Genomic DNA, 14,153 nt, shown 5'->3' with positions numbered 1-14,153 from the left:
GTCGTCCCTCCGGGTGCGCGCGTTTTCCCTGACCTTCTCATCCGCCGACGACGAGTGCGGATTTCGTCGACTTCGGTCGGTGAATGTGACGTGATGGTCAATCTGTAGCCTATGTCCTGCGATATCGGTAGCCTCTGCTGTCATGACCGATCCGCACCCCGTCGCCGACCCGCTCCCTGTGAATGACCGCACCCGTCACCGCAGGCTCCGCGAACAGGGCAGCCTCGACCGTGCCGACCTGGACGCGATCCTCGACGCCGGCTTCGTCTGTCACCTGGGGGTCGTGATCGAGGGGCGGCCGGTCGTAGTCCCCACGGTGTACGGGAGGGACGGCCGGCGGCTGTACTTCCACGGCTCCGTCGCGAGTCGTAGCCTCACGGGCGGAGCTCCCGTGTGCGTCACCGTCACGCATGTCGACGGCCTTGTCCTGGCCCGGTCGGTCTTCGAGCACGGGGTCAACTACCGCAGCGCGATGATCCACGGGGTGCCCCGCAAGGTCACCGACCCCGAGGAGAAGCTGGCCGGCCTGCGCCGCCTCACCGAACACGCGACGCCGGGGCAGTGGTCGTACGCCCGCCTCCCGAACAGCAAGGAACTCGCGGCCACCACCCTCCTCGTCCTCTCCTTGGAGGAGGCATCGGTCAAGATCCGTACCGGCGGCCCCGACGACGGCGACGGCCCGGACGCCGAGCTGGCCGTATGGGCGGGAACGCTCCCACTGACCTCGACCTGGGGCACCCCCGTACCGGACCCGGTGCTGCCCCCGGGCATCCCGGTACCGGAACACATCGCGAGCCGCGAGGGAGCGGGACAGGGCTGACCCGACCGCCCTCAACCCCGCCCACCTCATGCCCTTAGGGGCGCGGGGAACTGCGCACCCAGCCACAACGCACCCGCACCCCGCAAACAACCCGAGCCCCCCACCCCCGACCCGTCCGCCCCGCCAAACCCGCCCGAACCGCACCACACCGCCCCCCGCTCCCCCCGCCCAACCGCCGGAGGCATACCGTGAGGAGTCGTACGCCTGAGCAGGGCGCCTGAGCCGGGAGGAGATACGGGATGGGCAGCCGCACCGCGCTGGTCGAGGATCTGATGGAGCGCTTTCCGCATGTGCCGCGGGAGGCCGTCTTCAAGGAGGATCTGCTGCGTGGGGGTGTCGCCTTCGACCCGTCCGCGCTCAGCGACAACGAGGGCGGTGAGGTGAAGCCGAAGTCGTACTTCATCTTCTCCTTCGACCACGGCACCCTGCCCGAGCTGGGCGAGGCCGCGCTGCGCCGCCCGCCGGAGGAGATCATCCTCACGGGTGGCCCGTACGACCTGCGACGGACCGTCGTCTCCGTGCGCGTGAACCCGACCTCGCCGTACCGCGTGGCCTCCGACGAGGACGGTGTCCTCGGGCTGTACCTCGACGGCAAGCGGATCGCGGACGTCGGTGTGCCGCCGATGCCGGAGTACTACCGGCACAAGCTCGCCAACGGGAAGTCCGTCATGGAGGTGGCCCCGACCATCCAGTGGGGCTACCTGATCTACCTGACCGTCTTCCGCGTCTGCCAGTACTTCGGCGCCAAGGAGGAGTGCCAGTACTGCGACATCAACCACAACTGGCGCCAGCACAAGGCCGCCGGGCGGCCGTACACAGGGGTCAAGGACGTCGAGGAGGTCCTCGAAGCCCTGGAGATCATCGACCGGTACGACACCGCGAAGGTGTCCACCGCCTACACCCTCACCGGCGGCGCGATCACCAAGACCGTCGCCGGGCGCGACGAGGCCGACTTCTACGGCCACTACGCCAAGGCCATCGAGGAGCGCTTCCCGGGGCGTTGGATCGGCAAGGTCGTGGCGCAGGCGCTGCCCAAGGACGACGTGCAGCGGTTCAAGGACTACGGCGTGCAGATCTACCACCCCAACTACGAGGTGTGGGACGAGTATCTGTTCAAGCTGCACTGCCCGGGCAAGGAGCGCTACGTCGGCCGCGCCGAGTGGCACAAGCGCATCCTCGACTCCGCCGAGATCTTCGGCGCGCGCAATGTGATCCCCAACTTCGTGGCCGGCGTGGAGATGGCGGAGCCGTTCGGCTTCAAGACCGTCGACGAGGCGATCGCGTCGACGACCGAGGGGCTGCGCTTCTTCATGTCGCAGGGCATCACGCCCCGCTTCACGACCTGGTGCCCGGAGCCCACCACCCCGCTGGGCAAGGCCAATCCGCAGGGCGCTCCGCTGGAGTACCACATCCGTCTGCTGGAGGCCTACCGCGCGACGATGGAGGACTTCGGCCTCAAGTCCCCGCCCGGATACGGCGAACCGGGCCCAGGCCGCGCGGTCTTCTCCGTCAGCTCCTTCATGGACAGCCTCCCCGAGGAGCCCGCCGAGGAGCCCGCGCCGCTGTAAGGCAAAGGTAACGGTGTGGACAACTCCTGCGACTGGTGAGCCGGGAGAGGCTCGTTCACGTACAACTGCACAGAGGGCGATTGACGGTAACCACAATTGGATACGTGGCTTGTCAGTTGTGTGGGATGCGTGAAAGGCTCTGGCCCTGTCACGAGGCAGCCCCCCTCCAACTCGCTTCATGTCAGAGCTAGTTGGCCGTCATTCGTGGATGCAGGAGACCCATGCCCGACCTGCCGACTCCTCAGGACGCCGCTGAGGCAGCGCTGTTCACCGAGAGCTGGGACGCCGTACTGTCCTACGCCGACCTGTGCACGTCCGGAGCCGCCGAGGCCACCGAACTGGCCAGTGAGGCCTTCGCACTCGGCATACAGGAGGCCCGTTCCGCCGGGTCCGGCCCGATGCGCGGACCGGCCCGTCGCGTGCTGCCGGTGATCCCGCTGCTGCTGACCGCCGTACGGACCACGGCGGCGGCCTGGGAGGCCGCCGGGCGCGGGCACCGGCTCGACCCGGACCTGCGGCTGTGGCTCAACTCGGAGAAGGCCGCCCGCTACACCGGCATGCCGTTGCAGCGTCCGATCGCCCTGCGCGGCCTGCGGGACCTGCAGGAGGCGGACGCGGCGCTGCTGTGGCTGGCCGAGGTGGAGGCGCTGCCGCTGACCGTCGTGGCCCGCCGCCTCGGCCTCGACCCGGCGCTCGTCTCCGGTGAACTCGCCCAGGTACGCGGCCTGTTCAGGGACCGCTGCCATCGCAGCCACCTCGACACACCGATGGCCGCGGAGTGCCGCAGCTACGCCCGGCTGCTGGACGCGGTGACCCGTTCACCGACCGCCGACACACCCGAGGACCTCTCGCGGCACCTCGCCACCTGCGTGCAGTGCGCGGAGGCCGCGGCCTGCCTGCGGCTGCAGGGCGGCGGACTGCCGTCGGCCCTCGCGAGCGGGGTGATCGGCTGGGGCGGGCTCGCCTATCTGGAGCGCCGCCGCCGGGCCGCCGAGGTACGGCTGGGCGCGGGGCGTCCCGCGGCCGAGATCGAGGCCGGGGAACCGAAGGAGGCCGCGAACAAGGCGCGCCTCGTACGCAACGGACTGCTCGCCGCGGCCGTCGTCCTGTCCCTCGTGGCGCTCGGGATGTCGATGATGCCGATGGGCGGTTCCGGGCACGACAACGCGGCCAGCGACGACGCCGACCGGCAGCCGGTGGCGGACCCCGCTCCCACCGTGTCGTCCACCGGCACGGACCCGTCGGGCACGGCCTCCCCGTCCACCCGGCCCACGGCGAGCCGTACGGCGACCGCCTCCGCGGACAAGAACCCCGACACGGAACCCCAGGGCACCGCCTCGGCCACGGCGAGCAACTCACCTGACCCGACGACGAGTTCGGGTACGGGCTCTGGCTCTGGCTCGACCGTGCCCGCGAGCTGCGAGGTCACCTACGACCTCGTCAGCCAGTGGAACGACGGCTTCCAGGCCGCCGTCACCGTCACCACCACCAAGGCCCTCGACACCTGGCGCGTCGCCTGGTCCTACCGTGACGGCCAGCAGGTCACGCAGATGTGGGACGCGAGCGTCGCCCAGGACGGCTCCCGGGTCACGGCCACCGCCGCCGACTACAACAAGAACGTCGCCGCGGACGGCAGCTTCACCTTCGGCTTCCTCGGCACCTGGAACAACAGCAAGAACTCCGCGCCGTCCGGCTTCACGCTCAACGGGGCTGCCTGCAGCAAGTCTTGAGGTTGTTCGGCTGCGAGATGTTCCGGGTAAGGGCGAGCAGACCGTGTGCTCGCCCTCACAGGCCGGGAGAACACCATCGACGTGATCGCGAACTCCCTCTTCCTGGCCGTACCCACCTTGCTCGTGCTGGGGTTGTGGGGGAGACCCCTGGTCACCGGCCGGTGGCGGACACCCGGCTGGTTCGTCGTGACAGCCGGGCTCTGTCTCGTCGCCACCGCCGTCACCTGGCTCATCGGCGGCGTCGCGGGCAACTCCCTGGACGCGGAGGAGTCCTGCCGCGCGGTCGGCGCGACCTACGACCAGTCGTATCGCTCCACGCACTGGCAGGAGCCCTCGCAGTGGTTCCCCCTGCACGACAAGTGCAACGCCACCTACGACCTGGTCCCGGCGTGGGTCAATCCGGCCCTGGTGGGCCTGCCGCTGCTGGCCGTCATCTGCCTTGGCCTGGCTGTGCGGTTGGCGGTCGTGAAGCGGCGCGACGAGGAGGGTACGGCGTGAGCCGACCCCGCCACTTCTCACCGGCGGGCGCCTTCGCTCACGAGGTGCCGCGGCCCCCGGCGCACAGCGCGTCGTCGATCAGAGTGCCGGCCGCCTTCTCCTGGGTCAGGATGTGTTCCGGGGTGTCGCCGCGTGCCTCGGACATGGAGACCACGGCACTCCGACGGCCGTCGCCGGTCACGCCGTTGAGGGTGATGTAGCCGCCGTCCCCGCCCTCGTGGCTCCAGTAGGTCCCTCCGCAGGACAGGGGGCGTTCGACCAGGCCGAGCCCGTATCGGCCGCCGGGCCACAGCTGTTGGACGTCCGCGCTCACGGGGACCGTCCGCTTCATCTCGGCGAGTTGGCGCGGCGGCAGCAGGCGGCCCGCGAGCAGCGCGCGGAGGAAGCGGTTCTCGTCCCGCGTGGTGGTGGCGAACGACGTCTCGTGGTCCACCGCGACCTGATCGGTGACGTCCACCAGGGAGCCGGGGCCGAAGAGTTGGTAGCCCTCGGCGTGCGGCCGGGGCAGGGTGTGCGAGGTGCCGGTCCACCGGGTCCGGTCGAGGCCGAGCGGGTGCAGGACGCGGTCTTCGATCTCCCGGTGGGCGGGGTGGCCGGTGGCCCGCTGGATGACCATGCCGAGCAGGACGTAGCCGGGGTTGGAGTATGCCCAGCCAGCACCGGGCGGGAAGTCCGGCGGGTGGGCCATGGCGCCGGCCACCAACTGCTCGGGGCCGTAGACGTCGTGGCGTTGTTGGTAGTACTCCGCCGCCGTGGTGTAGCCGGGCAGGGTGTTGTGGATGCCGCTGGTGTGCTGGAGCAGTTGACGGACGGTGATCCGGGTGCCGTCGTTGCCGTTGCCCCGCACCACTCCGGGGAGCCAGCGGTCGACGGTGTCGTCCAGGGACAGCCTGCCCTCGGCCTCCAGTTGGAGGATCACGGTCGCGACCAGCGTCTTGGCCGTACTGGCCATCCGAAAGGAGCCGTCGGGAGAGACCGGGCGGCCGGTGCGCAGGTCGGCGGTGCCGCTGGTGGCGACCGACTGCCGACCGTCGGGTGCGACCACGCGGGCCTGCACACCGCTGACGCCGAGGGCGTGGATCGCCTCGGTGTCCCGGCGCAACCGGTCCCCGGCGGAGGAACTCGCGGGCCGGGCCACGGCGGTGGCCGCCTCGACGGCGAGCAGTACGGCGGTGGCCAGTGCCACGGCGAGGCGCGTGAGCGAAGTCGAAGCCATGGCCGAACGCTAGGTCCGAGGCTACGGCGCAGACGATCCGGCGTACCCCAGGATTGTGCCGGGGGACACCCCCCGGCACGGACTCGACGCCCTCCTGCGGCCGCCGACCGGCACCATGAGGGTCGATTTACTAAGGCAGATTGATAAGGTAGCTTTAGTATATGAACGAAGACCTGGACCCTGACGCGGTCGCCTCGGCCCTGCTGGCGAGTATCGGCGTGCTGGTGCGGCGGGTGCGTCAAGTGCCGGTCGAGGGCGGACTCACGATGCCCGAGCGGACCGCCCTGTCCCAGCTGGACCGCACGGGCCCCACCACCTCCTCGGCGCTGGCCCGGGAGGCGCAGATCACCGCGCAGGCCATGGGGGCGACGCTCAACACGCTGCGGACCCGCGGCCTGGTCGAGCGCCGCCCGGACCCGGACGACGGCCGGCGTGCGGTGCTCACGGTGACCGACGCGGGCCGGCAGGCGCTGAAGAACAAGCGCAACGCGCGGGCCGAACTCATCGCCCGAGCCCTGACCGGCGGCACGTTCACCCCGGCGGAGCTGGAGCAACTCGCCGCGGCTGCCCCGCTGTTGGAGCGACTGGCCCAGAACATCTGACGCCGACGGTACCGGAGGAGACAAGCCGATGACGGATCCGCCCAGGACACGCACCCCGCGCCGCCCGGCCGGCGACGACCGGTACAAGTGGACCGCGCTGACCAACACGACCGCCGCGGTCTTCATGTCCGCCCTCGACGGCTCCATCGTGCTGATCGCCCTCCCGGCGATCTTCCGCGGAGTGCACCTGGACCCGCTCGATCCCGGCAACATCGCGTACCTGCTGTGGATGATCATGGGATACCGGCTGGTCCAGGCCGTGTTGGTGGTCACGGTGGGGCGGCTCGGCGACATGTACGGCCGGGTCCGGATCTACAACTCCGGGTTCGCGGTCTTCACCTTCGCCTCGGTCCTGCTCTCCTTCGACCCCTTCGACGGCGGCCACGGAGCGATGTGGCTGATCGCCTGGCGGGTGGTGCAGGCCGTCGGCGGCTCGATGCTGACCGCGAACTCGGCCGCGATACTCACCGACGCCTTCCCCGAGGAACAGCGCGGCTTCGCCCTGGGCATCAACCAAGTCGCGGGTCTGGGCGGGATGTTCATCGGCCTGGTGGCCGGCGGCCTGCTGTCGGCCTGGGACTGGCGGGCGGTGTTCTGGGTGAACGTGCCCGTCGGCGTGTTCTTCACGCTGTGGGCCTACCGCACCCTGCGCGAGACCGCCAAGCGCGACGGCGGCCGGGTCGACTGGTGGGGCAACATCACCTTCGCGGTGGGCCTCAGCGCGACCCTCATAGCCATCACCTTCGGCCTCCAGCCCTACGACGGCCACACCATGGGCTGGACCAACCCGCTGGTCGACGTGCTGATCGCCGGCGGACTGCTCCTCCTCGCGGCGTTCGTCGCCATCGAGAACCGCGTCTCCGCGCCGATGATCCAACTGAGCCTCTTCCGCCAACGGGCCTTCACCTTCGGCAACTTGGCGGGCCTGGCCATCTCGATCGGCCGGGGCGGGATGCAGTTCGTGCTGATCATCTGGCTCCAGGGCATCTGGCTCCCGCTGCACGGCTACGACTACGGCGACACACCCCTGTGGGCCGGCATCTTCATGCTGCCGCTGACCGCGGGCTTCCTCGCCGCGGGCCCGGTGTCCGGCTATCTGTCCGACCGGCTCGGTTCCCGGGGGCTGGCCACCGGCGGCGCGCTGCTGTTCGGCGCCACCTTCCTGGGTCTGCTGTGCCTGCCGATCGACTTCAGTTACTGGATCTTCGCGGTGCTGATCGCGCTCAACGGGATCGCCAGCGGCATGTTCGCCTCCCCCAACTCCTCCTCGATCATGGGCAGTGTGCCCGCCCGCCTGCGCGGTGTCGCCTCCGGTATGCGCGCCACCTTCCAGAACTCCGGCACCGCCGTCTCCATCGGAGTCTTCTTCTCCCTCATGATCGCCGGACTGGCCAGGAGCCTCCCGCACACCCTCACCGCGGGACTGCAACAGCAGGGCGTACCGGCCCACTTGGCCGCCCAGGTCGGCGGCCTGCCCCCGGTCTCGTCCCTGTTCGCCGCGCAGTTGGGCGTCAACCCGATCCAGCACCTGCTCCAGCCCACCGGGGCCCTGACCCACCTGACGACGGCACAGCAACAGACCCTCACCGGAAGCGAGTTCTTCCCGACCCTGATATCCGGGCCCTTCCACTCCGGCCTGGTCATCGTGTTCGCCTTCGGCGCCACCCTCGCCTTCCTCGCCGCGATCGCCTCCGCACTGCGCGGCACCGGCACCGGTCGCGCGGCCAAGACCCCAGGACCGCGCGAGGCCGCCACCGGCGACGCCCTCGCGCGACCGGACAAGTACGCAGACGGCTGAGACGACCTCAACTCCCCGGCCGACATCCACAGGAGAAGCAACCCCCATGCCACTGACAACGATCGACCCCGCGTCCGCGCTCGTCGTGGTCGACCTGCAGAAGGGCATCGTCGCGCCCCTCACCGACGATCCGATCACCGCCGCCGTCGCACGGGCGACCCGCCTGGCCGGCGAGTTCCGGCGGCACGGTCTGCCCGTGGTCCTGGTCAACGTCACCGGCCGCGCGCCGGGACGTACGGACAGCGGGCGGTCCGCCAACAGCGGTGCGCCGCCCACCGGTTGGGCCGACCTCATCGACGAACTCGACGTCCGGCCGACCGACCACCTGATCACCAAGCGGCGGCGCAGCGCGTTCCACGACACCGGACTCGACACCCTCCTGCGGGACCTGGGCGTCACCCAGATCGTGCTCGCCGGCATCTCGACCGGTTCAGGGGTCGAGTCGACCGCGCGCTCGGCCTCCGACCACGGCTACCACGTCGTCCTGGCCACCGACGCGATGGGCGACCCCGACGCCGACGCCCACCGGCACAGCGTCGAGCGCGTCTTCCCCAAGCTCGGCGAAACCGCCACCACCGCCGAGGTCATCGACATGGTGGAGGCGACGCGATGACCCTGCTCGGCCGACTCCTGCACCACCGCAGAGCAGGCGAGACCCACACGGCGTGGAACCTGCCCAACCTCCAAGGCCCCGACCAACTGACCCTCACCAGCCAGGACTTCGGCGACGGCGACCTCATGCCGCTGAAGCACTGCGCGAAGCACGTCGGCGGCGACGACCTGTCCCCCCACCTGGCCTGGACCCCGCCCCCGCCCGGCACCGCACAACTCCTCCTGGTCGTGGAGGACATCGACGTCCCCATGACCAGGCCGGCCGTGCACTGCCTCGCCCTGATCGACCCGGCGGCCGGGCATCTGGAGCCCGGCGCCCTGGCCGCGCGACACCCCGGCCCCGGGGTGCGGGTCCTCCGCTCCACCGTCGGACGGGGCTACCACGGTCCCGCACCCGTCAAAGGCCACGGCCCACACCGCTACGTCTTCCAGCTGTTCGCCCTCTCGACGCCCCTGGACAGCGCCGCCACCACCCCACCCCTGGACCGGGTACGCCCCCGCGCCCTCCTGCCCGCCGTCACCGCCCCCGTCCTCGACCGCGCCCGACTGACCGGCGTCTTCGAACGCTGACCCCAGGACCGGGCCCGGACCCCGCCGTAGGCAGCGCGCCCGCGGTGCGTACGGAATCTTGAGACACGCTTTACACGGCGCATGCAACTGCGGCATACATCATTTCCGTCTGACATGGAGTCGGGCTCGTGAGGGCCGAAGAAAAAGAGAGAGTGGGGCAAGCCGTGGGACGGCGCAAGGGCAGCATAGGGATCGCACTCGTCACGGGTGCGATGCTGGTGGGCGCGAGTGCCTGCGGCGGGGGCGGCAGCGACAAGGCGAGCGGGGACGACGCCAAGGCGTCGACAAAGCCCAGCGCCAGCGCTTCACCGTCACCGACGAAGCCCGCGGGCCCGCCGATGCTGCTGGACACGATCACCCCGCAGACCGGAACCACGGTAGGCGTGGCCATGCCGATCTCGGTGATCTTCACCAACCCGGTGTCCGCCACGGCACGGGCCACGGTCGAGAAGCACATGAAGGTGAGCGCCTCGCAGTCGGTCGTCGGCGCCTGGCACTGGATGGGCGACAAGCGCGCCGACTGGCGCCCGAAGACGTACTGGCCCTCCGGTACGACGGTGAAGATCGACGCCGACATGACGGGCGTCAGCAACGGCAACGGCCGCTACGGCGTGCACAACTACACCCACACCTTCAAGATCGGCGACGACGTGCGCGCCGCCGTCTCGGTGACCGGCCACACCATGAAGGTGACCAAGAACGGCTCGACGGTGCGCACCCTGTCGATCAACGCGGGCAGCGCCCAGTACCCCACGTGGGACGGCACGATGGCCGTCATCGACAAGCAGGAGAAGGTCCACATGACCTCCTGCAGCGTCGGCATCAGCTGCGACAAGGGCAGCCCCAACTTCTACGACCTGACGCTGCCCTGGGACATCCACCTCACCCAGTCCGGCACCTACGTGCACTACTCGACCGGCGACCCGAACCCGGGCAGCGGCAGCGCCCGCGGTTCGCACGGCTGCGTCCACCTCTCCCTGTCCGACGCCAAGTGGTTCTACGGCCAGGTCAAGCAGGGCGACCCCGTCACCATCACCGGATCGCCCCGCGGCAAGGCCCCGGCCGACAACGGCTACGCCGACTTCAACCTCGGTTGGGACCAGTGGCTGGCCGGCAGCGGCTCCGGGGCCGGGACGACCGCGGCGCTGTAACACCCCACGGCGACGGCACACCCCGCTCGCCGGCGCATACGAACAGGGCCTCCTGAACAGCTCGTCGGTGTCGCATCACCGAGCTGCATCAGGAGGCCCTGGTGCGTGGAACCCGTTCTCAGCTGAGAGTGAAGTCGTCGGCGTTCACGTTGGACTGGCCGTACCAGCCGTGGACGTAGACCGTGACCGCACCGCTGCTGCCGGTGGTGAAGGTCGTCTTGAGCTGGTTCCAGGTCGTGCTGTTCGACCAGGTGCTCGCGGAGGCTCCGCCGGTGACGCCGAGATAGGCGTACGGGCCCTGCACCCAAGCGGTCAGCGTGTAGCTGGTGTTGGGGGACAGGGTGACGCTCTGGTCGCATTCACCGGTGGCGCTGGAGCTCGGGGTGACCTGGAGGCTGTGGCTGCCGCTGTGCACCGGACTGGAGACCACGGCGCTGCCGCCCGTGCAGGTCCAGGGACTCAGACTGCCGGTCTCGAAGCCGGCGTTGGTCAGTGAGCCACCGCCGCCACCGCCGCCTCCACTCGTGGTGACCGTGAGCGTGTAGGTCGCGCTGTGGCTGCCGCTCGTGGCGGTGCCGGTGACGGTGATCGGGTACGTACCCGCGGCCACGGACGAGCCGACCGTCGCCGTCAGCGTCGAACTTCCGCCGGAAGTCACGGAGTTGGGGCTGAAGGAGACACTCACCCCGGACGGTGCGCCGGAGGCGGAGAGACTGACGGACTCGGCGCTTCCGGAGGCGACGGCTGTGGAGACGGCCGCGGTCGCCGAACCGCCCTGAGCCACCGAGGCGGAGCCCGGCGACAGGGACATGGAGAAGTCCGTGGTGGTGCCTCCGCCGCCGCCCGAGCTGCCCTCGTAGGGCACGAACGCGTCCGTGAACGCGAGGCTGTTCTGGCTGATCTCACTGCACGTGGGCAGCGAGTTGGCGCTTCCGCTGCACGCCTGGTCGCGGGTGATCGCCCAGAACGCGAGCCGCCCGACACTGTTCTGCGCGGCGAAGCTCTCCACCGTCTGGGCATCGGCGAGGGTGAACGTGGAACCGTCGTCGTTCTTGCCGATCATCGGCGTGATGCCGAGGTTGGCGTAGGTGTAACCGGAGTCGACGGACTGCATCTGCGCCAGCGTGGCCTTCGCCGCGGAGACCGCGCCCTGACCCATCTCGGTGCCGGTACCGGCGTAGTAGTCCATGGCCATGATGTTGACCACGTCGATCTTGATGCCCGCGTTCTTGGCGGCCTTGAGGATGTTGACGCCGTCGCCCGTCAGCCCGCTCGTCAGCACCGGCAGGGTCATGGAGAACTGGAGGTTGGGGTTGGACGCCTTGAGGTCCTTCATCGCCTGCATCTGGCGGGCCGCTGCCGCGGTGTCCGCGATGGCGGCGCCCTCGATGTCGAAGTCGAGCTGGGTGACGCCGTAGTCGTTGATGATGGCCTGGTATCCGGCGTCGATGCTGCTCTGGGTGGAGCACGTCCAGGCCAGCGGCTCACCGCTCGCACCGCCGGAGGAGACGATGACCGACGCGCCTTCGGACTTGGCCTTGGCGATCAAGGGGTCGGTGTAGGAGTCGTTGCCGATGGGGAGCGTGTCGCCCCAGATCTGGTTGCAGCCGACGCCGAGCACGAAGGCCGCGGTGTAGGCCTTGAGCTTGTGTCCGGTGATGGCGGTGTCGAGCAGTCCTTCCTGGCTGTTCGACATGTCGACGTAGGGAGCCACGGAGTAGACGCTGCTTCCCGCGGCGCTGCTCGCGGGGGCCAGGGCGACGGTGACGCCGGTGACCGAGAGCGCGAGGGCGGACACGGAAGCGGCCAGTCTTGCCAGGTGCATGACAGTACCCCTTTTGGGATGCCCACCGGGGGCGGAGTGGAGGGGAGGGGTGGGATGGGGCGGGGTGCGCGGGATATTGGTACATACCAAACCGCTCGCGGGGTCCTCCGTCAAGAGGACTAGACCAACTGGATCCGTCCGGGGGTGGGTCGGTCAACTCCGGCCGGGTGGAAGGCGGTAGCGGCAGCAACGCGTTGCCGCATGTGGTCCGGTTCGTGGTGGGGGAGGTGTGTGACCGATGACTGTCTGTGTGGCGGGCCTTGCCCGCAGTCAAAACTTCGCCAAGTCCACCGTGTGCCGACGGGAGAGGGGGGAATCAAACGTGGCCGCCGGACGCTCTGGCCTGCGTGAAGAAGATAGGTTTCCTCTCGTTCGGTCACTGGTCGCCGAGTCCGCATTCCAAGACCCGGTCCGCCGCCGACTTCCTGCACCAGTCCATCGACCTGGCGGTCGCCGCCGAGGAGCTGGGCGTGGACGGCGCGTACTTCCGCGTGCACCACTTCGCGCAGCAGGCGGGCAGCCCGTTCCCGCTGCTCTCGGCCATCGGCGCGCGGACCTCGAAGATCGAGATCGGCACCGGCGTGATCGACATGCGCTACGAGAACCCGCTGTACATGGCCGAGAACGCGGGCGCCGCCGACCTCATCTCCGGCGGCCGACTGCAGCTCGGCATCAGCCGTGGCTCACCGGAGCAGGTGATCGACGGCTGGCGCTACTTCGGCTACGCCCCCGAGGAGGGCGAGACCGGAGCGGACATGGCCCGTCAGCACGCCGAGGCTTTCCTGAAGGTGATCGAGGGCGAGAGTTTCGCGCGGCCGAACCCGCGGCCGATGTTCCCCAACCCGCCGGGGCTGCTGCGCGTCGAGCCGTACTCCGAGGGACTGCGCGAACGGATCTGGTGGGGCTCCAGCTCGAACGCGACCGCCGTGTGGGCCGCGCAGCTGGGGATGAACCTGCAGAGTTCCACCCTGAAGGACGACGAGACGGGCGAGCCGCTGCACGTCCAGCAGCGCAAGCAGATCGAGGCGTATCGCGAGGCGTACAAGGAGGCGGGCCACGCGCGAGAGCCGCGGGTGTCGGTCAGCCGCAGCATCTTCGCCCTGACCGACGACGTGGACCGGGCCTACTTCGGCCGCGACCGCAACTCGCGCGACCAGGTCGGCATGATCGACGACACGACCAGGGCGATCTTCGGACGCTCGTACGCCGCCGAGCCGGACGTACTGGTGAAGCAACTCCAGGAGGACGAGGCCATCCAGGCCGCGGACACCCTCCTGCTGACCGTCCCGAACCAGCTCGGGGTCGACTACAACGCCCATGTGCTGGAGAGCATCCTGACCCAGGTGGCACCGGAGCTCGGCTGGCGCTGAGTGCTCTGACCACGCCCCGAACGAGCCTGAGCACGCGTACGTGCTCGTTGTCGGTGCGCCGTGCCGACACCGAGTTCGTCGTCCCGCGTGATCCGATGAAGGTCGTGTGTACGGGCGACTGGGTCGCCGTCGACCCCGAGGGCGGCAACCCGCGTTATGTGCGGACGCTTCTGCCGCGTCGTACCGCTTTCGTGCGTTCGGCCTCCTCCAAGCGGTCCGAGGGGCAGATCCTCGCGGCCAACGTTGACCACGCGATCGTCGCCGTACCGCTGACCGGGGACCTCGACCTCGGCCGCATCGAACGGTTTTTCGCGCTCGCCTGGGAGAGCGGGGCGACTGTGCAGCGGTAAGGCCCGCCCGGACAGCGTGTTCGAGGCAACCCCTCATACGACG

12 protein-coding genes and 1 pseudogene are annotated in these 14,153 nt (G+C 69.8%); 11 read left to right on the top strand and 2 right to left on the bottom strand.

The annotated features are described in order from the left end of the window. Window positions 1-142: 142 nt before the first annotated feature. The 4 genes from AB0I69_RS10625 (at window position 143) to AB0I69_RS10610 (ending at window position 4,616) form a co-directional block, all read left to right on the top strand. Window positions 143-820 (top strand): pyridoxamine 5'-phosphate oxidase family protein, encoded by a 678-nt coding sequence (locus AB0I69_RS10625; protein ID WP_363095218.1) that lies wholly within the window; start codon window positions 143-145, stop codon window positions 818-820. A gap of 239 nt (window positions 821-1,059) precedes the next feature. Further along, on the top strand, window positions 1,060-2,388 hold the full coding sequence (locus tag AB0I69_RS10620) for a radical SAM protein (RefSeq protein ID WP_363095217.1): 1,329 nt from the start codon (window positions 1,060-1,062) through the stop codon (window positions 2,386-2,388). Window positions 2,389-2,609: 221 nt separating this feature from the next. Then, window positions 2,610-4,118, top strand: a complete 1,509-nt coding sequence (locus AB0I69_RS10615) for a cellulose binding domain-containing protein (protein WP_363095216.1) — start codon at window positions 2,610-2,612, stop codon at window positions 4,116-4,118. Window positions 4,119-4,163: 45 nt separating this feature from the next. Continuing rightward, complete coding sequence (locus AB0I69_RS10610; RefSeq protein ID WP_363095215.1) at window positions 4,164-4,616, top strand: hypothetical protein; 453 nt, start codon at window positions 4,164-4,166, stop codon at window positions 4,614-4,616. A gap of 37 nt (window positions 4,617-4,653) precedes the next feature. Here the strand turns inward: AB0I69_RS10610 and AB0I69_RS10605 are convergent, their stop codons facing one another. Then, window positions 4,654-5,832, bottom strand: coding sequence for a serine hydrolase domain-containing protein (locus tag AB0I69_RS10605; protein WP_363095214.1), 1,179 nt, complete (start codon window positions 5,830-5,832; stop codon window positions 4,654-4,656). A gap of 161 nt (window positions 5,833-5,993) precedes the next feature. On the opposite strand from AB0I69_RS10605, the gene AB0I69_RS10600 reads away from it, so the two are divergent. The 5 genes from AB0I69_RS10600 (at window position 5,994) to AB0I69_RS10580 (ending at window position 10,565) form a co-directional block, all read left to right on the top strand. Beyond that, window positions 5,994-6,434: a MarR family transcriptional regulator gene (locus tag AB0I69_RS10600; RefSeq protein WP_363095213.1), complete on the top strand. Its 441-nt coding sequence runs from the start codon at window positions 5,994-5,996 to the stop codon at window positions 6,432-6,434. A gap of 28 nt (window positions 6,435-6,462) precedes the next feature. Next, entirely contained in the window at window positions 6,463-8,232 is a 1,770-nt protein-coding gene (locus AB0I69_RS10595; RefSeq protein WP_363095212.1) for an MFS transporter, read from the top strand. Window positions 8,233-8,278: 46 nt separating this feature from the next. After that, complete coding sequence (locus AB0I69_RS10590; protein WP_363095211.1) at window positions 8,279-8,845, top strand: isochorismatase family cysteine hydrolase; 567 nt, start codon at window positions 8,279-8,281, stop codon at window positions 8,843-8,845. Continuing rightward, on the top strand, window positions 8,842-9,414 hold the full coding sequence (locus AB0I69_RS10585) for a YbhB/YbcL family Raf kinase inhibitor-like protein (RefSeq protein WP_363095210.1): 573 nt from the start codon (window positions 8,842-8,844) through the stop codon (window positions 9,412-9,414). Before AB0I69_RS10590 ends, AB0I69_RS10585 begins: the two co-directional genes overlap by 4 nt. Window positions 9,415-9,626: 212 nt before the next feature. Then, on the top strand, window positions 9,627-10,565 hold the full coding sequence (locus AB0I69_RS10580; RefSeq protein WP_363095574.1) for a L,D-transpeptidase: 939 nt from the start codon (window positions 9,627-9,629) through the stop codon (window positions 10,563-10,565). A gap of 118 nt (window positions 10,566-10,683) precedes the next feature. On the opposite strand, the gene AB0I69_RS10575 is transcribed toward AB0I69_RS10580, so the two are convergent. Further along, the gene (locus AB0I69_RS10575; RefSeq protein ID WP_363095209.1) at window positions 10,684-12,390 is read right to left on the bottom strand and encodes a carbohydrate binding domain-containing protein; all 1,707 of its coding nucleotides are present in this window, start codon (window positions 12,388-12,390) and stop codon (window positions 10,684-10,686) included. 347 nt (window positions 12,391-12,737) lie between these two features. On the opposite strand from AB0I69_RS10575, the gene AB0I69_RS10570 reads away from it, so the two are divergent. Beyond that, the gene (locus AB0I69_RS10570; RefSeq protein ID WP_363095208.1) at window positions 12,738-13,760 is read left to right on the top strand and encodes an LLM class flavin-dependent oxidoreductase; all 1,023 of its coding nucleotides are present in this window, start codon (window positions 12,738-12,740) and stop codon (window positions 13,758-13,760) included. A gap of 5 nt (window positions 13,761-13,765) precedes the next feature. Then, window positions 13,766-14,095 (top strand): annotated as a pseudogene (locus AB0I69_RS10565) (hypothetical protein); the annotation flags it as partial. Between the last annotated feature and the right edge of the window lie 58 nt (window positions 14,096-14,153).

Origin of the sequence: Streptomyces sp. NPDC050508 (assembly GCF_040655155.1) — a bacterium.
Taxonomy (GTDB): domain Bacteria; phylum Actinomycetota; class Actinomycetes; order Streptomycetales; family Streptomycetaceae; genus Streptomyces.
Note: the sequence above shows the minus strand (reverse complement) of the source record. Positions and strands in the feature narration are given on the sequence as shown.

What these genes read in the sequence shown, in the direction of transcription:
- AB0I69_RS10600 (WP_363095213.1), top strand. Translation starts at nt 5,994, where the DNA reads ATGAACGAAGACCTGGACCCTGACGCGGTCGCCTCGGCCCTGCTGGCG.
- AB0I69_RS10620 (WP_363095217.1), top strand. Translation starts at nt 1,060, where the DNA reads ATGGGCAGCCGCACCGCGCTGGTCGAGGATCTGATGGAGCGCTTTCCG.
- AB0I69_RS10605 (WP_363095214.1), bottom strand. Translation starts at nt 5,832, where the DNA reads ATGGCTTCGACTTCGCTCACGCGCCTCGCCGTGGCACTGGCCACCGCC.
- AB0I69_RS10615 (WP_363095216.1), top strand. Translation starts at nt 2,610, where the DNA reads ATGCCCGACCTGCCGACTCCTCAGGACGCCGCTGAGGCAGCGCTGTTC.
- AB0I69_RS10575 (WP_363095209.1), bottom strand. Translation starts at nt 12,390, where the DNA reads ATGCACCTGGCAAGACTGGCCGCTTCCGTGTCCGCCCTCGCGCTCTCG.
- AB0I69_RS10585 (WP_363095210.1), top strand. Translation starts at nt 8,842, where the DNA reads ATGACCCTGCTCGGCCGACTCCTGCACCACCGCAGAGCAGGCGAGACC.
- AB0I69_RS10625 (WP_363095218.1), top strand. Translation starts at nt 143, where the DNA reads ATGACCGATCCGCACCCCGTCGCCGACCCGCTCCCTGTGAATGACCGC.
- AB0I69_RS10590 (WP_363095211.1), top strand. Translation starts at nt 8,279, where the DNA reads ATGCCACTGACAACGATCGACCCCGCGTCCGCGCTCGTCGTGGTCGAC.
- AB0I69_RS10595 (WP_363095212.1), top strand. Translation starts at nt 6,463, where the DNA reads ATGACGGATCCGCCCAGGACACGCACCCCGCGCCGCCCGGCCGGCGAC.
- AB0I69_RS10580 (WP_363095574.1), top strand. Translation starts at nt 9,627, where the DNA reads ATGCTGGTGGGCGCGAGTGCCTGCGGCGGGGGCGGCAGCGACAAGGCG.